Origin of the sequence: Niastella populi (genome assembly GCF_002078015.1) — a bacterium.
GTDB lineage: Bacteria > Bacteroidota > Bacteroidia > Chitinophagales > Chitinophagaceae > Niastella > Niastella populi.
Genome location: NZ_LWBP01000186.1, coordinates 19,975 through 43,713 on the forward strand (window position 1 = coordinate 19,975; position 23,739 = coordinate 43,713).

Here is a 23,739-nt window from a genome sequence, read left to right on the forward strand (position 1 = left end):
TATTCTTTATTTCCAGGGTTCCATTCGCTCAAATGGATCTTTAATTCTTCATTCGTCTCGCTTCATCCAAAAATATTGCTCATCAAAATTATCGAAGTCATGAAAAGGGCGCTCTTTTTCTGGTTCAGTTTATTGCTGGCCGGTAGTGAATTGCTTGCACAAACCCAATTGGTTTCCTATGGTTCCGGCTGGAGGTATCTCGATAACGGTACTGACCAGGGAACGGCCTGGCGGTCACTGTCTTTCAATGACGCCGCCTGGAAAACCGGTAATGGTTTATTTGGTTATGGTAAAAGCGACGTTGTGACAACTGTTGGCTTCGGGTCCAATTCGAAAAAAAAGTACATAACCACTTATTTCAGAAAAATTATTTCTCTTTCAGAGCTTTCGAACATTGTTTATTTTTCAGCAGGGGTATTGAGAGATGATGGCATTGTGGTATATGTAAATGGAGTAGAAGTATACCGGAACAAAATGCCTGTGGGAAGTATAACCTATTTGACCAAGGCTTCCAATGCCGATGATAACGGCGACGTTACCCAAACTTTTACGATCAATACAACTGCTTTTGTAAGCGGTGATAATGTGATCGCCGTGGAAATTCACCAAAACAATGCCAGTACGCCTGATATGGCTTTTGACCTGCAATTGGCAGCATTGGCAGATCAAACCCCACCAGCAGTGGTAAGCATGCTGCGGCAGTCGCCGGCAACTCAAAGTACCAACGCTTCAACTGTAACTTTCAGAGCTGCTTTTTCTGAAAAAATAAGAGGCATCGATCATTCCGATTTCACCCTTACCACGGTTTCCGGAACGGCAGGCGGCACCCTCTTAAGCGGAGCTGTTGCTGCGGTGGGTACCGATAGTGTTGTGTATGATGTAACGGTAAGTAATGTGCAGGGCGATGGAACGCTTCGGCTCGATGTGAACGGAAGCGGTACGGGTATTACAGATACAATTGGCAACGCCATCGCTGCCGGCTTTAACAATGGAGCAACCTATATTGTCGATCGTACCGCGCCGCTTGTTCAAAGTATTTTGCGTCAGTCGCCTGCTACCCAAATTACCAGCGATTCAACCATAAAATTCAGGATCACATTTTCAGAAAGCGTAACGGGGGTAGACAGGAATGATTTCATCCTGACCCTGGTTGACGGAACCGCCGCCGGTGTATTGCGCCACACAGCTGTAATGGCAGTAGACACTACGGGTGTTATATACGATATAACAGTAAATGCGGTACAGGGCAACGGCACCCTGCGGCTCGATCTCAATGGAAGCGGAACCGGCATTGCAGACGTCGTTGGCCCTGGTTGGCATCCAATAGCAATGGAAGTATGCTTGTACGTTGGAGCAACGCACCTTATTCAACCTGGAGCGCGCCGATAACTATTGCAACAGGCGCAGTAAGCGAAGATATTTGTGCTGTCACCGCGTTGCCGGGAAAGATCGGGGTGTTATGGTCGAACCAGAACACCAGGCGATTTGGTTTTAAAACGCATACTGATGGCGCCGATCCTGCTGTATGGTCAGACGATGAAGTGCCTGCCGGCCAATCGGCTTTGAATGAAGGTGCCGGTATGGCCGATGATCACCTGAATATGGTGCCGGCCAGCGATGGTACATTGTATTGTGCGGTTAAGACGGGTTATAATAAGGATGGCCTGGCTGCCATGGCTTTATTGGTGCGCCGGCCAAACAATACCTGGGATGATCTGTACCCGGTCACTTCATCCAAAGAAGGTAACCGGCCCATTGTCGTTGTGAACGAAGCTGCCGGTAAAGTAAAAGTGATGTATGTTACCCAAATTGTGAATTTCGATGGCACCCGCAGCGGGGATATTATATACAGGGAATCTTCCACTACGGCCATTTCGTTCGGCCCGCCGCTTACGCTCATGAGCGGAGCAGGAAATTATAACATAGGATACGCTACCAGTGCCCATCAAACGTATAGCCCTTCTGTAGTGGTTTGGGCAACGAATGAAAGCGTTAGCCCGTTAAAGGCTGTTGGCGTACTGGCCAGCGATGGCATGTTGCCTGAAGGGTTGGCAAGGATGGCAACAGCACCGGCTATAATTGAAAATAATGACAACAAACACCAGGTGCTTGTTTATCCCAGTCCGTTCACAACCAGTACCACGGTTAGTTTTACTTTTTCACACAGGGTGCAGTACAGTATTGTCTTGTATAACAGTATCGGGGAAAGGGTGAGGATGATAAAACAGGGCCGGGCAGAAGCGGGCGTTCGCAATACGGTCAATATAGACGGTTCGCATTTGTCTGCAGGACTTTATTTTATAAAAGTACAGGCCGGCGGAAAAACACAAACATTGAAACTGCTTAAAAAATAATACGCTCCCGTTGATGCATAAAAAAGGATCGCAACCGCGATCCTTTTTTAGTGTGCGGCTTTACAGCTTCCTTCAGAGATCAATTAACAATTTATAGCAGTTTCATAACTAATTCATTTGGTACAATGGTCTGAAATTTGCTGAAGCAGTTAAAAAAGTATGCGCACCTTACTTCCAGCCTTGTCAATACTTTTATCCTTATCCGCTGCCGCACAAAATGCTATGCCTCCCATAGATGGCTGGAATCAACAGGTACAGGGCGCCCGTTATACATTCACTCCCCACTCACAAAACGACTTTTTGTATGAGGTAATGCCTCCCGAGCAGCATGTTGGTGAACTGGCTGGCTGGCTCGACAAAACAGCAAAACAAACCGTTCAGGAAGCAGGTTATAACATTCCTGCAACTGCCAACACACAGCGAAGGAATTTCCAGGCTATCAATATCTGGGGTTCTTATGCAAAGAATAAATGGGGGCAGGCGAAGAATTTCTTTTTGCTGGCTTACCGCAGGGCCGACAATTCGGTTCGTTATGCGAAAATTATTTATCCCGGCAGTCCGAAAAATACCTACCTGAATAATGCCGTAGATCATTTTGCGGCGCTTGCAAGAAAGGAGGGGGTTGAATTAACACCTGACAAAGCCGGCGCTGGCGGCGGCAACAAACAAAAAGAAACTACCACGGTTACCAGTAAAAAACAAAAAACGCCCACTACAGCGCCGGGGCAGGGTGTAAAACCGGCTGAGATCAGGGGCATTGTCATCAATGCAGAAACCGGCATAGGGGTAGGCGGCATGGTGATCATCGAATACCGGCCGTACCTGTTGTTGCAAAACGGAAGCATTTACAGGTATCCCATTGTTGCACCTTATGACCTGGACGTGGCTGCATCAAAAATCGCCGAGCCGAATAAATGGGGCGCCTGGAAGCTGGAAGGCAAAACGCTGGTGGTTACCCTGCCCGAAAAAGGCGTTATGAAAACAAAACGCTGGACGGGTAAATGGTTCTGGGCAAAAGCGCCGGTTGCCAACGAAAAAATAAAAGGCGCCTACATGACCATTGGCGGCGGTGGTAACACCGCCCTGGGCGGTAATACAATGATCGTTTATTCCGGTAATATCAACTTTAACGACAAGGGCCAGTTCGTAATGAAAAAAACTGCCGGCGGCTCCAATAGCGATTTTGATGTAAGCACCACCACGTATTCCAATTCCAATGCAGCGGGAACGTATAAGCTGAATGGGTATTCGATCGAAATGAAGTATAATAACGGACAGGTGGTGAGGAAGCTGTTCTATTTTTATCCCGATTCAAGAACTACGTTTGGGATTGGCGACGATGCCTATGTTCCCGATTAATGGCGGTGATCTTTTCTTTCTACAAGATTGGTACAAATAGCTACAAAATTGATACAGGTGTTAACCCGTATCAGCCGATATTGTGTTCCTAACAGATTGAAGCCGGTTGTTATGAACAAAAAATGTCATTTAATATTGATCACGCTGCTCGTACAATTAAGTTTGAACGTTCAAACCGCCGTTGGCAGCGATTCCACGGAAATAAATAATGCCCGCAGGCCGAACGTTGTCATTATCATGGCCGATGACCTCGATTCGCGCCAGTTGAGTTGTTATGGCGGCAGGAATATTAAAACAACCAACATCGACAAACTGGCGGCTGAAGGAATGAAGTTCAACCAGATGATTGCATCAGAAGCCATGTGTGTGCCTACGCGGGCTTCATTGTTTACGGGGCTATATCCTATGCGACATGGCTCTTTCCAAAATCATAAAGGGGTATATGACAGTTTAAAAAGTGTTTGCCATTACCTGGGCGACCTGGGGTACAAAGTGGCGTTAACCGGCAAAGATCACAGCACCAGGCCGGCCGCTGTATTTCCTTTTACCTTCATCAAAGGGTTTGAACCCAACTGCGTGGCGGCAACCGATGACTATACGTTGCAGGACATTCGCCAATTCATTACTACCCAATCGGGCGATCCCTTTTGCCTGTTCATAATGAGCATCAACCCCCATATGCCCTGGACAATGGGCGATCCTTCCGAATTCAGGGCCGACCAACTGCAACTGCCAGCCCATTGGGTAGATACAAAAGAAACACGAACCCAGTATTGTAAATTCCTGGCTGAAGTAAGACGCCTCGATAACCAGGTAGGTGATGTTATGCAGTTATTGAAAGAAACAGGCCACGAGAAAAATACCATTTTTATTTTCCTGGGTGAACAGGGACCCCAGTTCCCCGGCGGCAAATGGAACTTATGGGACTACGGTCAAAAAAGTTCAATGATCATCCGCTGGCCCGGTGTAGTAAAGCCGGGAACGGCATCGGAGGCCATTATACAATATGAAGATATTACCCCTACCTTGTGTGCGTTGGCCGGTGGAAAGGCGCCCGATGATCTTGATGGAAAAAATTTTTTACCGGTGATGCTTGGCCGGGGTAAAGAGAACAGGCAGTATGCGTTCGGTATTCATAACAATATACCGGAGGGAACGCCGTATCCAATAAGGTCGATCAGGGATAAAAGATATAAGCTGATCATGAACCTTTCGCCTGAAATCAAATATTATAACAAGTTCATGATGAACCCCAACCATAAAAACAGCCTTTGGAGTTCGTGGCTGAAAAAGGACAGTACTTCGCCCGGAAACGGCCGGTTAATAACCCGGATCACTACCCGCCCGGCCCTTGAATTGTACGATCTGCAAAAAGACCCTTATGAGTTGAATAACCTGGCCGGTGATGCAGCTTATGCCACACTGGTAAAAACCTATAGCGCCCGGTTGAAGGAATGGATGAAACAACAAAACGACGATGGCGCTTCCGTCGACAGGGTATATCAACTTTCGAAATAGTTGCTAAAAAAAATGAGCTGCTCCTGCGGGCAGCTCATTTTTTAATACATTACCTGTTCTTCGGGAATCAGTTAATTATCGAGAGAAGTGCTAATACTGACTTTCCCCATCTGAAAAAAAGCCGGTTTTTGTTTATGAAACCGCTCGAAGAGTGAATAAAATTTAGAGAAATGGCTTTTTCGCCGGAATATATATGGTAAAACAGTATTTCTATTGGAATTATGATTGAGCTTACTGATATTTATACGGAAATAACAACCAAAGCTGTTTTTAAAAGTATTCCCTTGTCCATCTCCATCACTATCACGTAACCATTTAATTATTCTTAATGATTGGATCATAGTATGGCAGGCTTTGCCTTCCCGGCTATGCTGTGCCTGGTGGTTAAAACAGGAAATACCGGTTAAAAAACAGCTCATTTAATAATTGAACTCTACATGCGAAAGAAACTACTACTATTAAGTACCGGATTTGTAATAGCCTCGATGGCTTTTGCCCAAAGAAGATCCCCGGCCCCCCAGCCAGCTGATACAACAAAAAAAGCAGCTGCTGCCGCCACACCAAATACACCCGGCATGAGCCGCGGTGGCGGTCCAAAAGCCGGTCCCAAGCCGTATGCAGAAGTTATAACATCGAAAGCCATCTCCCGTAATGGAATGTTCAGCGTTCATAAAGTAGATGACCGCCATTTTTTTGAAATTCCCGATTCATTGATCGGCCGCGATATTTTGGCTGTATGCCGGATCTCCCGTTCGGCTGCAGGATCCCGCGCCCAAATGCTGGGATATGCCGGCGACCAGATAGGCGACAATGTGATCAGGTTTGAGAAAGGTCCCGATGACCGCATCTTTTTAAAATCGATCTCTTACAAGGAAATGAGCGCCGATACCACCGAAAATGGTATGTATACATCTGTTCGTAACTCCAACCTGCAGCCGATAGTAGGCGCGTTCGATGTAAAGGCTTACAATAAAGAAAAAGGCGCTTTTGTTTTAGACGTAACAGACTACCTGTCTGGCGACAATGACATCCTTTTCTTTGAGTCGGGGGTTAAGCGCGTGCTTGGATTAACGGCTCTTTTGCCTGCAAGTTCCTACATCGCAGAATTGAAAGCATTCCCCGGTAACGTTGAGATAAAAACGGTGAAAACCTATAATAGAACGATTGGCCCGAACATTCCGGGTATGATGGGCGCACCAGGCGCAGCTCCTGCAACGTATGAACTGAACAGTTCGCTGGTATTGCTGCCAAAAGTGCCCATGAAGGCAAGGTATTTCGATTCACGCGTAGGTTACTTTGCTACCGGCTTTACCGACTTCGATGCCAATCCCCAGGGCGTGAAGCGCATCAGCATGATCACCCGCTGGCGCCTGGAGCCCAAACCGGAAGATGTGGAGAAATACAACAGGGGAGAACTGGTTGAGCCCAAAGAGCCCATTATTTATTATATAGACCCGGCCACTCCGAAAAAATGGGTGCCTTATTTGATCGCAGGTGTAAACGACTGGCAGGTTGCATTTGAGAAAGCCGGTTTTAAAAATGCCATTTATGCGAAAGAGGCGCCTAAGAATGATTCTTCATGGAGCGTGGAGGATGCGCGGCACAATGTGATCGTATACAAACCTTCAGATATTCCAAACGCCAGTGGCCCGCATGTGCACGACCCCCGCAGTGGCGAGATCATGGAAACGCATGTGAACTGGTACCATAATGTAATGAGCCTTGTGCACCACTGGTATATGATCCAGGCGGCAGCCATAGATCCTAAAGCCCGCAAGATGCAGTTTGATGATGAATTGATGGGCCAGCTTATCCGTTTTGTTTCTTCACATGAAGTTGGCCATACCCTTGGCTTGCGTCATAACTTCGGGTCTTCTTCAACTGTACCGGTTGAGATGCTGCGTAACAAAGCGTTTGTAGAAGCGAATGGCCACACCCCATCGATAATGGATTATGCCCGCTTCAACTATGTGGCGCAACCCGAAGACAGTATCTCCGAAAAAGGTATTTTTCCACGCATCGGCGATTACGATATCTGGGCTATTGAATGGGGTTACAAATGGAAACCTGAATTTAAAACTGCTGCCGATGAGGCCAGCTGGTTGAATAAATGGATAATAGAACGCATCGGCGCCAATAAACGCCTTTGGTTTGGTACCGAAACAGATCGCGACGATCCCCGCTGCCAGAATGAAGACCTCGGCGACAATGCCATGAAAGCCGGCGCTTATGGTATCAAAAACCTTAAAAGAGTGTTGGCCAGCCTGCCCGAGTGGACCAAAGAACCCAATGAAGGTTATGGCAACCTTTCAGACATTTATAAAGAACTGGTAGGGCAGTATAACCGCTATATGGGGCATGTAGCCAAATATATCGGCGGTATTACCACCACCCCAAAAACCATTGAAGAAGCCGGCGATGTAATTGAATTTACATCCAAAGCGCGGCAGAAGGAAGCCATGGCCTTCCTGCAGCAGCAGTTGTTTACAACACCCACGTGGCTGCTCGATTACAAGATCACCGGGGTAACCGGTATTAACCCGGCCGGCATGCTGGCTGGTGTTCAGGTAAGCACGGTTAGCCGTTTGCTGAACCCCGGCACGCTCAGTAAGCTCGACCTGTTTGAGCAAACGAAAGGTAAAGTTGCCTATACTTCCATTGAAATGATCAATGATCTGAAGAAGGGCATCTGGAGTGAACTGCCTTTGCACAAACCGATCGATGCACAACGGCGGATGTTGCAGAAAGGATATGTTGAAGCATTGATCAGCATTGTAGCTCCGACCCGTGCCGCTGCACCGGGAAGTATGCCGCAGGGCGGCGGCGGTATGGCGAAAATAACAGACGCTTCATCCCTCCTGAAAGGACATGCACGCAGCCTGATGGCTGAAATAAAAGCCGCTGCATCGTTGGCGCCTAACCAGGCTACCCGTCTTCACCTGCAGGATATTGCCAGCAGGTTGAGCGATGCGCTGGACAACAAATAGTTGATTAGTTTCCTTTTGGTATACAAAAAAAGGATCGCGTAAGCGGTCCTTTTTTATTGCCGGTTGCTCATTGCCTTATCGCTTGCTTAGCCACCTACGAACTGGTTCATCAACATACTTCATCTCCAGCCAGGCAAATGACAACAGTAATAAAGTGCCAATTGCGGTTATCCATGACATTGTATAAAGAGAAGGTTTGTACTTTTCAACATAACTCAGGAACACCCAGATAAAAGGATAATGAACCATGTACAGGGGGTAGGAGATCTTTCCCGAAAACCGGCAAATGGGTTGGGTGCTTTTTCGCGTTAATGCACCTGCGCCCAGCATGATCAGAAAAGGAAAATAAAAGATACACACGAGCGGGTCGGCCAACCAGGTAAATTTTTCATTCCACGGAAACAACAGGGCCGGCATCAGTAATAAACTTAATGAAACAAAACCCAGTTTCGACCGAATGATAAACCGGGAACGATAAACCAGCATCCCTGCCAGGAAGGAATAACCCACTCTGATGCCGCCGCCCCTGATATTATCGCCGCCCCATCCCACACTTAAATGGTGCGATCGCCAGCCTTCATATACCAGCGCTGCCGCAGCCAGCACAGTAAGTACCCAAAGCGCTTTCTTTGGCAGTTTCACAAGAATAATGGCGTACAAAATATTAGCGACGTATTCCCAGAATAACGACCAGGTGGGCGCATTGAGATGAAAAAGATTGGAATATCTTTCCTTCACCAGCGGCAAGGGGATCATCAGGCAGGAACATAGGAACAGCAGCCATGTTTTATCGGCATACTTTTGATACAGGTTGGAGAACGGGTCGAAGATAAAGAGCAGCAAACCTGTCACCGAGCCGATGATCACCAGCGGGTGCAGGCGGATCAGCCTTCGTTTCAGGAATTCACGAATTCCAATGGCAGCCATCTTATCATCATATGCATAGGCAATCACAAAGCCCGACAAACAAAAGAAAAAATCAACCGCCAGGTAGGCGTGGGCTATAAAATTGTTTTTGTAATCAGGGATGGCAATTTCCATAAAGTGGAATACGACCACCGCAATGGCGGCAACGCCCCTTAAACCGTCAAGGATCTCGAAATGTGGTTTGCCGATAACAGTAGTTTGCTGGTTTTTCATTTCAGGGGCAATATTCAGGAACCAATGCCAGCAAAACTATAATGCAGGAAAAAATTAATGTGTATTTAATTTCAATAAGCGCTGCGCTTTACCCTATACAGCAGGACGGTTACAAGGCCTGCCCCTTATATATTTGATTGTCATGTACAACTGTACATGGCCAATTGCCATTTGATTCGTAATTTATTTGCCATATGAAACGTCCCCCCGGGCTTGCCGGGGGTAAATTCATCTGGCTAAAACACAATTATTATTTTCAGATGAAAATGAAAATTTCGCTGTCAGTCCCATTCTTACTGGTTTCCATTATCCTCCAACTGCATGCTTTTGCCCAGGAAAATTTTCCCGATGGAACACCGATACCCGATTGGTTCAGGCAAAACAATACTGCTGACATGAATAAGTCAGGTAAGCGTTATCGGATCACCGACTATAATGTGAAAAACGACAGCACGGTCATTCAAACAGAAAAATTACAGGCAGTCATAAACAAAGCGCATGATAATGGCGGCGGCGTAATTGTGATCCCGAAAGGAACATTCCTGAGCGGTTCGCTTTTTTTCAAACAGGGCACTCACCTGTTCCTTGAAGAAGGGGCCAGGCTGAAAGGCAGCGACGATATCAGCAACTTTCCGCTGGTAATGACGCGTATGGAAGGGCAAACACTTAAATATTTCGCGGCGCTGGTAAATGCCGACTGCCTCGACGGGTTTACGATCAGCGGCAAAGGAACGCTCGATGGTAACGGGCTTCGTTACTGGAAATCTTTTTGGTTAAGGCGGCAGTTCAATCCCAATTGTACCAATATGGATGAAATGCGGCCGCGGCTGGTATACGTTTCAAAAAGTAAGAATGTCCGGATCTCCGGCATTACCTGTATGAACTCGCCTTTCTGGACCACCCACTTTTATAAATGCGAAAATGTAAAACTGCTTAACCTTCGCATCTTATCTTCCAAAACGCCCGTTAAGGCGCCCAGTACCGATGCTGTTGATATAGACGGCTGCAAAAATTTCCTTATCAAAAACTGCTATATGTCTGTAAACGATGATGCGGTAGCGTTGAAAGGTGGTAAGGGCCCGCTCGCCGATAAAGACGAGCGGAACGGGGGCAATGAAAACATTATTATCGAAGATTGTACCTATGGTTTTTGTCATGGTGTACTCACCCTCGGCAGCGAATCGATCCATAACCGGAATGTGATCCTGCGCCGGATAAAAATACAAAATGCAGTGCGCCTGCTCTGGTTAAAAATGCGCCCCGATACACCACAGGAATATGAATACGTTTTGGTAGAAGATGTAGAGGGCACTGATGTTGGCAATTTTTTGTTCATACGCCCCTGGACGCAGTTCTTCGATCTCAAAGGCGAGAAGGCGTTGCGGAATAGCATTTGCCGTAACATTACCATGCGCAATATCAAACTTGACTGTGATAACTTTTTTAATGTGGGCGCTTCGGATAATCGCGGCAACGTTGATGCTTTCACCTATAAGTTATCGAACTTCACATTTGAAAATCTGAATATTACCGCAAAGCGGAGTTTGCATATCGACACCTCGATAGTAGAAAACTTTACATTGAAGAACGTAACCGTGAATGGAAAGCCAATTGGCAATTGACAATTTATAAGTGTGGCTCACCTTCAAGGTGTGCCACACTTATTGCCTATTGATACCCTTCATTCTGTTTTATCTCCGCACCTGTATTCTGTGTTATTTCAGTAGTTGGTATGGGCCAGAGGTTGTGGTATTTTTCAATCGTCAATCCTGATTTGGGATTATACTTTTTATTTCGATCGTACAAAAGCCCCAAACGCGTAAGTGTAACGGCCCTGAACTCTTCGAGGTACAATTCGCGCAGGCGCTCATCGAGGATATAATCTATATTCATTTCACCGGCCGTTGCAGGTGTGGCGTTGGCCCTTGTTCTCAATACGTTTATATCATCAGCCGCTTTCTGGAACTGTGATTTTCCAAGATAAGCCTCCGCTCTTAACAGGTAGGTTTCTGCTAACCGGGCCATATATTTCTGCATAAACAGCCTGTTAGCCCCATTGAGCAGGAAACCGCCAAATGGATTGGTCATGTTGGTTTGCACCGAAGGGCCGGCTACCGCAACGAAGTCGCCTGCCGACGGGGATGCCTTTCTGATCACCGGGTAAAAATTACGGATGGTGTCGCGGAAGTCGGCGGGTGATACATTGTTCTTATATCCATCTTTTACATACCACCTGCCATAATCGGGCGATGTGGCGGGAACACCGGAAATACGAATGTCCCTGACGATATTGTAAGCTGAATTGCGTATATCGCCCGGTGTCCAGATCTCATAATAGAAATGCGAGGTAGGCCTGATCCAGCCGATACCGTTCGACGAAATACTGTCAACAAACTTTCCATTGAACAATACATTTTTCCGGGTGTTGGTCCCTGTTTCTGTAAACCGCAAGCCGCCCAAACTGGGAACTATGGCCCATGCGGTTTGATCGCCTACCGCAGCCGGGTTGTTCAATGCCGTCTGGATCACCAGCAGCCCTTCGCGGTTACCGGTACTGTAATTGTGATTATTGTATTCAAACAGGTCGCGGTACACATCACCCGGCGAGCTGGCCCTTCTTCCGAAACGGTTTGTCATCAGTGATACGCCTGAATAACCGATCACGCCGGAAGCGCTGGCAATAGCGCCATCATAATCCTTTAGGGAGATCAACACTTCGGTAAGCACATGTTGCGCTATTTGTTTGTTAACCTTGCCATCGCTTACTTCATCGATGTTCTTTAACAAACCTGTCGCCTGCTGCAGGTCTTTTTTACATTGCTGGTACACTTCATCGCGCGAAGCCCGAACATAATCAAATCGCGGCCCGGTGAGTTCGTTCAACTCGAGCGGTACCCCGCCATAGAGGTTAGCCAGAATATTGTAACAGTATGCTCTGAAGAACAGCGCCTGCCCAAGAAAACTGTTTTTGTCGGCATCGGCAAGCTGTGTGGCGGCGGGCACCCGGGCAATCACCAGGTTGGCGTTGGTAATGATCTTATAAAAGGCGGTCCAGATATTTTGAGGAATTAAATAGCTGGGCACCATGGTGGCTTTATAGGCATTCAGTTTTGCAGCCGGGTCGTAATCGGTAGCATTGAATGCAAAATCGGTAGCATAGTACAATCCAAAATAGGTATCGAGGTTCATATTGCCCATGTAAATGTTGCGCACGCCATTGTAAACCGTATTGATGGCCTGTTGAAATTGTGCTGAAGTTTGCAGCGAGTTACCGGGCGTATACACCGACAGCGGTTCTTCGTCCAAAAAACTTTTGCTGCAGGAGAACAGGGCTGTTCCCAATAAAAAGATATATATGGCAAATAACGTTTTTTTCATGTTTCGAAGTTTTGGTGGTTAACCGGGCCACGGGTTACCTTAAAATGTTATGTTCACACCCAGCGAATAATTCTTCATTACCGGGTAACCATTGGGGTCTAAACCCAGGCCGCCGGGAATCCGTTGCCCCAGGGACGACCTTTGCGCGGCGGGTGGATTGGCTTCCGGGTCCCAGCCATCCCAACCGGTAATGGTCAACAGGTTTTGCGCATTCACATAAACACTTAATGCTCTTACTCCTTTTAACCGTTGCAGAAAATCGTCGGGTATATTATACGTTAGCGTTACATCCTGCAGTCGTACAAAACTTCTTGAAATGTACGGCCCGAAATTTTCGCCGAGTGTGGCCACATATGCGGCTATGCTTCTGTACCGCGCCGAAGGATTGTTGGGCGTCCAGTAGTCGAAGGCAAAGACATTGTTGTTCCTGATATTATCAGGATTTTGCAACGTGATACCCGGTTTGCCGAGGTACCCGTTCTTTCCACCCTGAATGGCATTGATAAAGAACTTCAATTGAAAACTCCGGTAAGTAATGCTGTTGGAGATACCAAAACTGTAAGCGGGATCGAGTTTGCCTATTATTTGTTTATCGTCGGGTGTTATGATGCCATCTTTTTTAACGTCTTCGATCTTGTACTGCCCGGCTTTAAAGCCCTGAGCCGCCAGTGTTGAAGGCACATCCTCGCCCAGTTGATACATGCCGGTGATCTTATAATCATATACTACCCCATAAGGCTCACCGATAAAGAAACTGAGAATAGGATCGGCGCCATTGATCAGGTGTTTACCCGTACCGTCGATATCCGTTATCTTATTCCTGTTCCTGAAAAAATTAACCGTTACATCCCAGCGAAAGTTCTTTGTAGATACCGGAACGCCGGTGATGTTTAGCTCCTGGCCCCGGTTTTGTATTTTGCCAATGTTGATAAGGTATGAAGAAAAGCCGGTTATGGTAGGAGTGGCCCTGGCGTTCAGCAGGTTCCTCGATTGGGAGAAATATACATCGAGCGAACCGGAAAGCCGGTTGTTGAACAGGGAGAAATCGATACCGGTATTGGTGGAATTGGTGGTTTCCCATTGTAAATTTGGATTGGGTTGCTGCGAAAGGAAGGAACCCAGCTGGGCATTGCCGCCCGTTCCGTATAAATATCCGTTACCCAGCCCAACACTTATCTGCGAAAGGGTTTGATACCTGCCTACCGTTCTGTTACCGGTTGAACCGTATGATAACCGCAGTTTGAGATCGTTTACCCATGAATAAGCGTTCATAAAAGGCTCATTGCTTACGCGCCAGGCAAATGCAAGGGATGGGAATACCGCGCTTTTGTTCCTGCTTGAAAAACCCGAGAAGCCATCCCTTCTTATTGTACCGGTGAGAATGTATTTTCCGTCATATGAATAGGAAGCCCGCGCCATTTGATACAACGCCTGTTCTTTCCAGGGTAAGATAGCTGCGTCATTTGATACCGTAAGCCGTGCGGCATCGCCTACATCGAGCCGGTTATACGATAATGCACCGTTCAATATGCCCGATGCCGAAGTGCTGGAGCCATCGTGTTTATTTATTTCAGCGCCATAAAGCAACGTGACGTCCACGCCGTGCAAACCAAATACTCTTTTGTAGGTAAGAATGTTATCTAAAGTGAGAAAATAATCGGTCATGTAGGTTTTATAGGCCGTTGCTTCCTCATTCGGCGCATGGTAATTGTTCTTATTGTAAAAGATATAGTTGTTCCCGAAGTTCACGCGGTAGTTCAGTCCTTTTATATAAGGGATGTCTGCACTGGCAAAAACATTACCAATGAAGTTCAGGTTTCTGTCTTTGTCTCTCGACCTTTTGAGTACTTCCAGTATGGTTGGTGTGGTGGTATTGGCGTAAAACTCAAGCATCTTACCCGTTGCAGGGTCAAAGGGCAGGGTGAAAGGTTTCAGGTACATGATATCGGAGAATGTTGGCGAAATACCGCTATAGTCGTTTATCGATAATCCCGTTTGCGCGCCGACAGTGAGCCAGTCGAACACTTTTGTATCGAGGTTCAGGCGTATACTGTGCCGGCTATAATTATCATTCATGATCAGGTTCCTTTGATCAAAGAAACCGTAACCCAAATAAAACCTGGTCTTTTTCGATCTGCTGCCTATACCAATGGAATGATTTTGTATGCGCGGGTTTGGGTTGGTAAGCAGGTTCCACCAGTTGGCTGTATAACCATTGCTGTAATTGGCGGCTTCCACCGGCGCCAGTTTGGTGCCGGGGTCCCAGTTAGGGTTCATTTTGGTAGGGTCGCCGGGGTCCCTGCTTTCAGCCAGATACCAGTCGCCCAGCTTTTGTATATACTGTTCACCATTCATGGGGCGCATTTCCTTTTTCGTCATTTCCTGAATGGAATAAGAACCGGTATAATCAACCGTTATTTTGTCAATGCCGCTGGCCCCGCTTTTGGTAGTGATGAGCACAACACCGTTCGATGCCTGCGAGCCATATACGGCGGCGGCGCTTGCATCTTTCAGCAGGTCGATGCTCAGAATGTCGGAAGGGTTGATGGATGTGATGGAACCCCGGTATATAAGACCGTCCAGTACAATAAGGGGAGAGGTAGTGCCCGAAATTGAATTGCGGCCGCGAACCATTATCGTAGGATCGCTGCCCGCTGTTGTTACCTGGCCAACGGTAAGTCCCGGTACGGTTCCTCTTAAGGAAGACATCACGTTCGGATTGGGCGATTGCCTTTGGGCCTGCAGGTTGGCCTTCACAACCGCGCCCGTAACATCCTGACGTTTTCTTGTGCCGTAACCTACCACCACCACATCGCTCATAACGGCGTCGCTCAGTTTTAAGGTTACCGTAAGCTGGGTTTGATTGCCGATAGTGATCTCTACGGGTTCATAATTGATGGCGGAAATTTCGAGTATTTCGCCTTCCGTAACCTCTATAATGAAGTTGCCTTCGTTATCGGTGCTGGTGCCCCTGGTTGTGTTTTTAACTTTTATAGAAGCGGCGGGTATAGGGTTGCCGCTTTCGGCACGAACCACGCCGGTAATTCTTGTATACTTTGAAGCTGCAATATATGTCTGGTTTGAAAGGGTGATGATAACCCGGTGATTGGGAATCAGTTTCCAGTTGTAACGGGTTCCGTTGAAGAGCGTTGATAGCGTTTGGTTGATCCCCGCATTTTCAATGTCGATTGAAAACCGCTGATGCACCGGCAGGTCATCGCTGCTATAAAAGAACCTGTACCTGGTTTGACCTTCAATTTTCTTAATGATCTCCTGAATACTCAGGTTGGAAGCTTTCAGGTTGATAGCCTCCTGTGCATGGTTCTTTGCCGAAACCTGTAGTGCAATAAAAACAAAAACCGTGGATAATCTCATAAGCAGTTTAATTTTCCGCAGGCACAAAAAAGCCCATACAGAAAAAAAGCAATCGCTAATTTTCATAATTTTGGTTGGTTTTTAAGACTAAGTTTTCTTTAAAATCTAAAGTGGGGGATATGGCGATATTCCCTACTTTCTTTTGCAATATGCAGAACCCGTTAATTCATTGGCGAATGGGTTTGAATTAATAGATGGTGATCTGATCGTTAGTTATGGTGTATTGAAATCCTTTGATCATTTGTAGTATTTTCAGAATATCTTCAGCGTTGCCCTCGTCATAAACTCCTGTGAACTTATAGCCGCTTACCGCCTCATTTTTAAACCCGATCTTTACATCGAATTTTCGCTCGAGGTCCAATGCTATTTCAGCGAACGGTTTATCATAAAAAGCCATTTTATCGTTTAGCCAGGAAGTTTCGACAATTACACTATCCTGCATCCTGATGCTTGTACGTTCCACTTTGCCGGGTAGGGAAGATGCCATTGCCGCGGTATCGCCAGCTGCATTTTTCTTTATAATTATTTTATCCGTCGGTTTTAAAAGAATGCTGTGTTGCGAGCCGGTACGCAGCGTAAGTTCGATGCTTCCTGTCAACAGCGCGGCTTCCATCCTTTGCTCATTTGCATAATTACGCACATTGAACCTGGTGCCCAATACTTTGATATCGGCCTCACCGGTATGAACAATAAAAGGAATGTTCTCATTATGTGCCACTTCAAAGTAAGCCTCTCCTTCGAGATACACTTCGCGTTTATTGGCAAACCCTTCAGCATAACTTACCTTACTTTTTGCATTGAGCCGCACAACGGAACCATCGGGTAATGTCATTACAGATCCCGGATCTTTACTGGCGCCTGTGGTAACAACGATCTGTTTACTGGCCGGTACCGGTTTATTCTTTTTTACAAATATCCATGTTAACCCCAGCGCCAAAACAGCCGAAGCGGCAACCAGTGTTGTAACCATGGTACGGTTGACAAACCTCCTGCGCATTTTTACCTCCTCCTGCGCCGGGTATATAAAATTGTTACGATGGGTTAGGTAGGCGTTTTCGGGATCAACGTCCGGCGCTTCCGGTGAATACGTTAAGATCTGATTATAAAAAGGTTGTAGTTCAGGGTGGCTTTGAAGTATAGATTCCAGTTCCGCCTGTTCTGCCGCCGTTCCCTCCCCGGCCATTTTGCGGCCGAGTAAATCATAGAACCTATTTTCTATAGATGATTGCATAATGTGTATTTGAATAGACGCATAAATGGAAGTTTGCCGTGAACGACCGGGAATTATTTTTTTTCGGCCAGGTAAGCATTCAATGCGCTGCGGATCTTTTTTAACGCAAGGCGCATATGCGTTTCTGCTGTATTCAGTGAGATGCCAAGTACATCGGTTACCTGTTTGTAAGCCAGGCCCTGTTCCCTCACCAGCCGGTATACGAGCTGTGCCTGTGTTGGCAGCGCACGGATCGTTTTTTCGATATACTGCGACAATTCAACCCCGCTGTACAGGCTCTCAGGGGAGTTTTTATCCACTATATATTCCTCTATGTTGTCAGAGATGGTAATGGTAGTAACTTCCCGGCTTTTCTTTCTGAGCGCATCGTATGCTTTGTTGCGGGCGGCTTTGAGCAGGTAAACGGTCAGGTTTTCCACCTGGTTAAGATTTTCTCCCAGGGTCCACACCTTGAGCATTACTTCCGAAACTACTTCTTCTGCATCTTCATTATTGTTGAGAATGGTAGTGCAAAAATTCAGTAAAATGGGGTAATAGTGATAGAATAATTTCCTGTACGCATCCTCGTCCTTAAAATAAGACATTCTTTTTTGCAAGATCGATATCTCCTGGGCGGCAAGTTTCACTTTCTATCTATAAGTTAAGTTCTGTGCAAGATAGAATTAAAAAACACATCTTATTAGCAAATTATAGCAAGTGCTAAAGGCTTAACGTTGAACGCTTAACGCAGAATGCTGAACGCTTAACGCCTGCCGCCGTCATTCGGGCGGGCTGCATAATTTCAGGCAGTTCGGAATTCGGGGATAATACTTAAGGCAGGCTTAACGCTGAACGCTTAACGCCTGCCCCCGTCATGCGGACGGGCTGCATAATTTCAGGCAGTTCGGAATTCGGGATTTAGCCTTCCGCCTTCTGCCTTCTGCTTTTAGCCTTCCGCCATCCTCAGGATAGTTCAGGATGATTTCGGGTGCTGGATAAGATAAATTACGGTAACACTAATTAAATATTCGGCTGCCATGATGAAAAATTCTATCGCACTCAGGCGAAATGTCCTGCTCATTTCGCTATTGAACCTATTCGCTATTTTCTCCTTTGCACAAAACAACTTTCCTGTAACCGGTAAAATAACCGATAATACGGGTGCGCCTGTTCAGGGCGTTTCCGTACAGGTGAAAGGAACGCAGATCGGTACCTCCACAAATAAGGATGGAACATTCACTATCAATGCCCCTTCGGGGAACTCGGTGCTTGTATTCAGTTCGGTTGGCTTCGCTACCAAAGAGCAACCGATAGCAAACAATTCTTCGATGAATGTTACCCTGGCTGCGGCCGACAACTCAATGGACCAGGTGGTGGTTATTGGTTATGGCGCCGTGAAAAAACGCGATGTAACGGGCGCCGTTGCGGGTATCAATGAAAAAGATATCAAGTCGCGGCCTGTAAATGACGCCCTGCAGGCAATGCAGGGGAAGGTGGCAGGGGTTGATATCAGCTCTACCGAACGCCCCGGTACGGTGGCCACTGTGAATGTACGCGGAGTACGTTCACTCACCGCCTCCAATTCTCCGCTATACGTGGTTGACGGTATTCCCCTGATGACCGGCGGCATCGAATACTTAAATCCGAATGATATTGAGTCTATCGATGTGCTGAAAGACGCTTCCGCCACGGCAATTTACGGTTCCCGCGGCGCCAACGGGGTGGTGATCGTAACCACCAAACAGGGCAAGGCCGGTAAAACTACATTGAGCCTCAACCTGGCAACCACTGCTGAAAAACTGGTGAACAGGATGGAAATGTTCAATGCGGCAGATTATATCACCTTTCGCCGCTGGGCATACTATTACAAGAACCCGGCTGCCAATCCCCGCGGCGATCAGCCCAATATCGCTTTTGACCGGCAGATCTTTTTAGCCACCAGCGACCCCTCGGCCTGGGCAAATATTGCCCGGGGCTGGGCGTCGGGAACCTGGGATGGGTCGAAGGTGCAAACCACCGACTGGTTTGGAATGGTAACGCAAACCGGTATTACAAAGAACCTCACGTTAAGCGTCAGCGGCGGAAGCGAAAAGGCAAAAGTGTATGGTTCATTCGGTTATTTAAATAACACCGGTACCCAAAAGGGACAAAGTTTTAAAAGATACAATGCCAACGTAAATGTAGACGTAAACGCCACCAAATGGTTTTCGTTCGGCAGCAACATGACAGTTGCCTACAGCGTACAGGAATACGGGCAGTCAAGGACCGGCGCCACCACCGTGCAGTCGTCAACCAGTATCTTCGAATCTGCAAGGGCGTTATTCCCTTATGCGGTACCGTACGACTCGGCCGGAAACCGCATTATAAATCCCGGCGGCGATATTGCCTTCAAGAATGTGGCCGACGAGTGGACGATGAACCAGGACCAGCGCACCATTCTTCGTGCTTTCGGCAGCTTTTATGGCCAGATCGATCTTGGAAGTATCTACTCTCCCCTGAAAGGGTTGAAATACCGGTTGAACTTCGGGCCCGACTTCTCTACCTACCGCGATGGTACGTATATTGACGCTAATTCCGTTATCAGCAGCGGTTCAAATTCCGCTTCACTTTCAAAAGCCCAAACGTTCTCATATACCCTCGATCATTTGATCTATTACAATAAAACCATCGGCAAACATGATATAGGGCTTACCCTGCTGGGCAGCCAGACGAAGTTCAAATCGGACAGTAGTTATATCGCTGCCAATGGTATCGCTTTTGGAAGCCAGCGGTGGAATGCGTTGTCGAAAAGTTTTATTCCGGCGGCTAACCTGACAGGATATACGTCGGGCCTTACCGAGAGCCAGTTGCAGTCGCTTATGGCCCGTATTAATTATACCTTCAACGGCAAATATGTATTGACAGCGTCTGCACGGCGCGATGGCGCCTCCCAGCTCGCCGAAGGGCATAAGTATTCGTGGTTCCCTTCCATGGCCGTTGCCTGGAAAATGAACGAGGAGAATTTCATGCAAAATACCACCTGGGTGAACGACCTGAAGCTGCGGTTTGGGGTGGGCGTTACCGGAAACTCCGCCATCAGCCCGTACGCTACCCAGGGCCCGCTTACATCGCTCTTTTATCCATACATATCCACGGTAACGCCCGGGGCTATTCCTTCACTCACGTTTGCCAACCAGTCGCTGGGCTGGGAAAAAACAACCCAGTATAATGCCGGCGTTGATTTTGCCATACTGAACCGAAGGATCTTCGGTAGTGTGGATGTATACACCTCAAGCACGAAAGACCTGTTGATGCAAATGTCTATACCCACAGTTACCGGGTATACGACAACATATGCCAATGTAGGCCAAACGGCCAATAAGGGCATAGATCTGAGTTTGACAACGGCCAATATCCGAACAAAGGATTTCAGCTGGGTAACAAATGCCAGCATTTCATGGCAAAAAGATAAGATCGTTTCATTGTCGAACGGAAAACAGGATGATATCAATAACAACTGGTTCATCGGTCAGCCGATAGAAGTGATCTATAATTTCAAGGGCGCCGGTATCTGGCATCCTGAAGATTCAGCCGCTTACAGGCAGTTCAATGCCAACGGAACGACTTTTACGGCCGGAAGCGCCAGGCCGGTCGACATCAACGATGACAAAAAGATAGATCCCAACCGCGACCGCACTATCATTGGCAATACCAGGCCAAGATGGATCGTGGGTATGACCAATACTTTTTCTTACAAAAATGTAGAGGTTTCCATCTTCCTGTACGGCCGTTTAAAATATTTGTACAATACGGGTGGGGAAGCGCAAACCGCGCGTGGTACGCAGCGGGCCATCAACTATTATAATGAGAACAACATGAATGCCGAGTATCAGAAACCGATACATACAGAGGCAACCGGCGATCCGTACTCTGTGGTGTTGGGTTTCAGGGATGCCTCATTTCTCAAGATCCGGAATATTTCGCTGGGATATACGCTCACGGGTAATGCGTTGAAAAAAACAGGACTTTCGAACCTCAAAGCTTATGTTCAGATCGCTAACCCGGGTATGGTGTTTTCGAACATCGACTGGCTCGATATGGATGTAGTTACCGTTACGCCTGCCTTTAACGGCGCCACGTTCAACAGGGGTATCACATTTGGATTGAACGCATCATTTTAAACCAACGCTTACCATTAAAAAATTAGAAAATGAAAGTATTAAAACTGATCCTCAATATCTCCCTTTTGTCGGGCATCATCGGAATAACAGGCTGTAAAAAAGATTTTCTGAATGAAGAGCTGCTTACGGCAAGGGACCTCGATTTTTTGAAAACCGATGCCGGTATTACCCAATTGGCCACAGGTACTTATTACCAGGTGTTCGATCTGCCGTTCGCTTCGGAGTGGCCATTTTGTACGCAGAACTACGGTGTGGATGAGTTTATGGTAGGCGGCGACGGGTCAAACGGCGTATGGAACAATTATGATGTGGGCTTCAAGTCGATCGTTACCATCAATAATGGCAATACGCAGCTGGCCAACGTGCAGTGGGATAACCTGTACATTGGTATTGGTGATGCCAATTTGCTTATAGAAAATGCAACGGCCAGTACCTCCGGTTCTGATGCCATAAAAAAAGTGGCGCTGGGCGAAGGGTATTTTTTCAGGGCATACTGTTACCTGCGGCTGGTATCACAATACGGGGCGGTGCCGTTGAAGACGAAAAGCAGTCCGGCCGTTGAATTCGAATTTACAAGAGCGACGCCTGAAGAAATATACAAACAGATCATAGATGACTTTAAACAGGCGTATACCCTTTTGCCGAATACAAATGCACCGGCAAGGATCACGAAAGATGCGGCGGCCCATTACCTGGCAAAGGCCTACCTGTTCCGCGCCAGCGAAATAAACGATTCATGGAATGCAGCCACCAAAGCGGCCGACCTCGCTGCCATTGGGCCTTTGTGCGATGAGGTCATTGCGGGCCATCCGCTTACGGCCAACTACGCCAGTCTCTGGAATTATACCGGGCCCGATGGTGCAAACGAAAGATTACCTGAACTGATACTTTCCGCGCAGTTCACGGCCGATGTGTCAACCAACGGCGCCAATCAGCAGCACCTTTACTGGACTTCGCGGTATGACGACCTGCCGCAGATGCAACGCGATGTAACAGGCGACAGGCCGTTTAGCCGTTTGCGCACCAATTACTATCTGTACAGGATCTACGATCTGGTAAACGACTCCCGGTTCTGGAAAAGCTTCAGAACGAAAAGCAGGCTGAACAAATCAGCGGGCAGTTATTATGTAAACGGCGATCTGGGCATAATTTATATCATCAATCAACCCGGTGATAACCGTTTCTCCGCCTTCAAGCTGAGTGACGTGGTTGTTTATTCCAAAACGAATAAAACAATTCCGAACGCCTATATTGCCTTCCCTGCGGGAAGAACTACCGATGGAGCGATGGAAGCCGATGTGCGGTTCCCTTCCTGCAGCAAACATATGGATGGTTCAAGAATAGGTTTTAATGAAACCAGGGGCCTGCGCGATCTGAACCTGGCACGGTCGGCAGAAACATACCTGATTGCAGCAGAAGCGAAGATCAGGCTGGCAAAAGCAGGCGTTGGCGATTACGCCGATGCATTGGCCTACATCAATCCGCTTCGAAACAGGGCCCGGTATGTGAACGGGGAAGACCGCGCCTCATATTATGATGGGGGCGGCGCACTGGGCGCTTCTGCTTCCGGGCAAAACCCCAATATTAATTCGTTCATAGGAGAGAACTCCTATTATGAGTCGAATAATATCCCCGTAACAACCGCAGCTTCAGCCAGCCTTGAAATTACCGACATCAATGCGCTGCCCGCCGGGGATGAATATGTGATTTCCACGTTGGGCTTAAGCGGTACGTACGACAGAATGCTGGCGCTGATCTTGAACGAACGTTCCCGCGAACTTTGTGGCGAGTATAAACGTTGGGAAGACCTTTCAAGAACTAAAACCCTGGTACAAAGGGTGAAAGCATTCAACTCCCAGGCCGCGCCGAATATTAAAGACTTCCATTTGTTACGGCCGGTTCCGCAAACCTACCTCGATGGGATCCGGTCGAATGGTAAAGCATTGACGGCCGATGAAAAGCAGGCGCAGCAAAATATTGGTTATTAAGTTTTAAGTTATAAGTTTTAAGTTTTAAGGCGGGTTGCCTTTTAAAGGCAGCTCGCCTCTACCTAAGTAGTCCTTTTTTTAAAACAGCTTCCCTGCCGACTCGACCTTTTCCAGTTGAGCGAGAACAATTCTTTGAGCTTGTTTGCCAGTTCTGTTAAGCCAAATGGTTTATAAATAAAATAGGAAGCGCCCAGCGCCTCGGCTTCCTTTCGATAGGCGAGGTTGATGCTGCCGGTAAAAATAACAACCGGTATTGTGTTATATTGGGGA

The 23,739-nt window shown here is 47.2% G+C and carries 13 protein-coding genes; 8 read left to right on the top strand and 5 right to left on the bottom strand.

Annotation, left to right across the window (positions count from 1 at the left end):
• Positions 1-99 precede the first annotated feature (99 nt).
• The 5 genes from A4R26_RS16015 to A4R26_RS16035 all read left to right on the top strand — a co-directional run bounded on the left by A4R26_RS16015 (position 100) and on the right by A4R26_RS16035 (position 8,218).
• On the top strand, positions 100-1,389 hold the full coding sequence (locus tag A4R26_RS16015; protein ID WP_081164757.1) for a hypothetical protein: 1,290 nt from the start codon (positions 100-102) through the stop codon (positions 1,387-1,389).
• Positions 1,338-2,354 (top strand): T9SS type A sorting domain-containing protein, encoded by a 1,017-nt coding sequence (locus tag A4R26_RS16020; RefSeq protein WP_081164758.1) that lies wholly within the window; start codon positions 1,338-1,340, stop codon positions 2,352-2,354. The genes A4R26_RS16015 and A4R26_RS16020 overlap by 52 nt, the downstream gene beginning before the upstream one ends.
• A gap of 222 nt (positions 2,355-2,576) precedes the next feature.
• Positions 2,577-3,713, top strand: a complete 1,137-nt coding sequence (locus A4R26_RS16025) for a hypothetical protein (protein ID WP_081164759.1) — start codon at positions 2,577-2,579, stop codon at positions 3,711-3,713.
• A gap of 111 nt (positions 3,714-3,824) precedes the next feature.
• Positions 3,825-5,231, top strand: a complete 1,407-nt coding sequence (locus A4R26_RS16030) for a sulfatase family protein (protein ID WP_081164760.1) — start codon at positions 3,825-3,827, stop codon at positions 5,229-5,231.
• A gap of 437 nt (positions 5,232-5,668) precedes the next feature.
• A complete protein-coding gene (locus A4R26_RS16035) occupies positions 5,669-8,218 on the top strand; it encodes a zinc-dependent metalloprotease (RefSeq protein ID WP_081164761.1) in 2,550 nt (849 codons plus the stop codon).
• 75 nt (positions 8,219-8,293) lie between these two features.
• On the opposite strand, the gene A4R26_RS16040 is transcribed toward A4R26_RS16035, so the two are convergent.
• Positions 8,294-9,358, bottom strand: coding sequence for an acyltransferase family protein (locus A4R26_RS16040; RefSeq protein ID WP_081164762.1), 1,065 nt, complete (start codon positions 9,356-9,358; stop codon positions 8,294-8,296).
• 194 nt (positions 9,359-9,552) lie between these two features.
• Here A4R26_RS16040 and A4R26_RS16045 point away from each other — a divergent pair, with 194 nt between their 5' ends.
• Positions 9,553-10,980, top strand: coding sequence for a rhamnogalacturonidase (locus A4R26_RS16045; protein WP_242674921.1), 1,428 nt, complete (start codon positions 9,553-9,555; stop codon positions 10,978-10,980).
• A gap of 46 nt (positions 10,981-11,026) precedes the next feature.
• On the opposite strand, the gene A4R26_RS16050 is transcribed toward A4R26_RS16045, so the two are convergent.
• The 4 genes from A4R26_RS16050 to A4R26_RS16065 all read right to left on the bottom strand — a co-directional run bounded on the left by A4R26_RS16050 (position 11,027) and on the right by A4R26_RS16065 (position 17,926).
• Positions 11,027-12,736, bottom strand: coding sequence for a RagB/SusD family nutrient uptake outer membrane protein (locus tag A4R26_RS16050; RefSeq protein WP_081164763.1), 1,710 nt, complete (start codon positions 12,734-12,736; stop codon positions 11,027-11,029).
• Between the two features lie 39 nt (positions 12,737-12,775).
• A complete protein-coding gene (locus tag A4R26_RS16055; protein WP_242674922.1) occupies positions 12,776-16,111 on the bottom strand; it encodes a SusC/RagA family TonB-linked outer membrane protein in 3,336 nt (1,111 codons plus the stop codon).
• Positions 16,112-16,298: 187 nt separating this feature from the next.
• The gene (locus A4R26_RS16060) at positions 16,299-17,342 is read right to left on the bottom strand and encodes a FecR family protein (RefSeq protein WP_081164764.1); all 1,044 of its coding nucleotides are present in this window, start codon (positions 17,340-17,342) and stop codon (positions 16,299-16,301) included.
• Positions 17,343-17,395: 53 nt separating this feature from the next.
• Positions 17,396-17,926: an RNA polymerase sigma-70 factor gene (locus tag A4R26_RS16065; protein WP_081164765.1), complete on the bottom strand. Its 531-nt coding sequence runs from the start codon at positions 17,924-17,926 to the stop codon at positions 17,396-17,398.
• Positions 17,927-18,358: 432 nt separating this feature from the next.
• On the opposite strand from A4R26_RS16065, the gene A4R26_RS16070 reads away from it, so the two are divergent.
• Positions 18,359-21,481 carry a SusC/RagA family TonB-linked outer membrane protein gene (locus A4R26_RS16070; RefSeq protein WP_242674923.1) on the top strand — a complete coding sequence of 1,041 codons (3,123 nt, stop codon included), beginning with the start codon at positions 18,359-18,361 and terminating at the stop codon, positions 21,479-21,481.
• 29 nt (positions 21,482-21,510) lie between these two features.
• The gene (locus A4R26_RS16075; RefSeq protein ID WP_081164766.1) at positions 21,511-23,469 is read left to right on the top strand and encodes a RagB/SusD family nutrient uptake outer membrane protein; all 1,959 of its coding nucleotides are present in this window, start codon (positions 21,511-21,513) and stop codon (positions 23,467-23,469) included.
• Positions 23,470-23,739 lie beyond the last annotated feature (270 nt).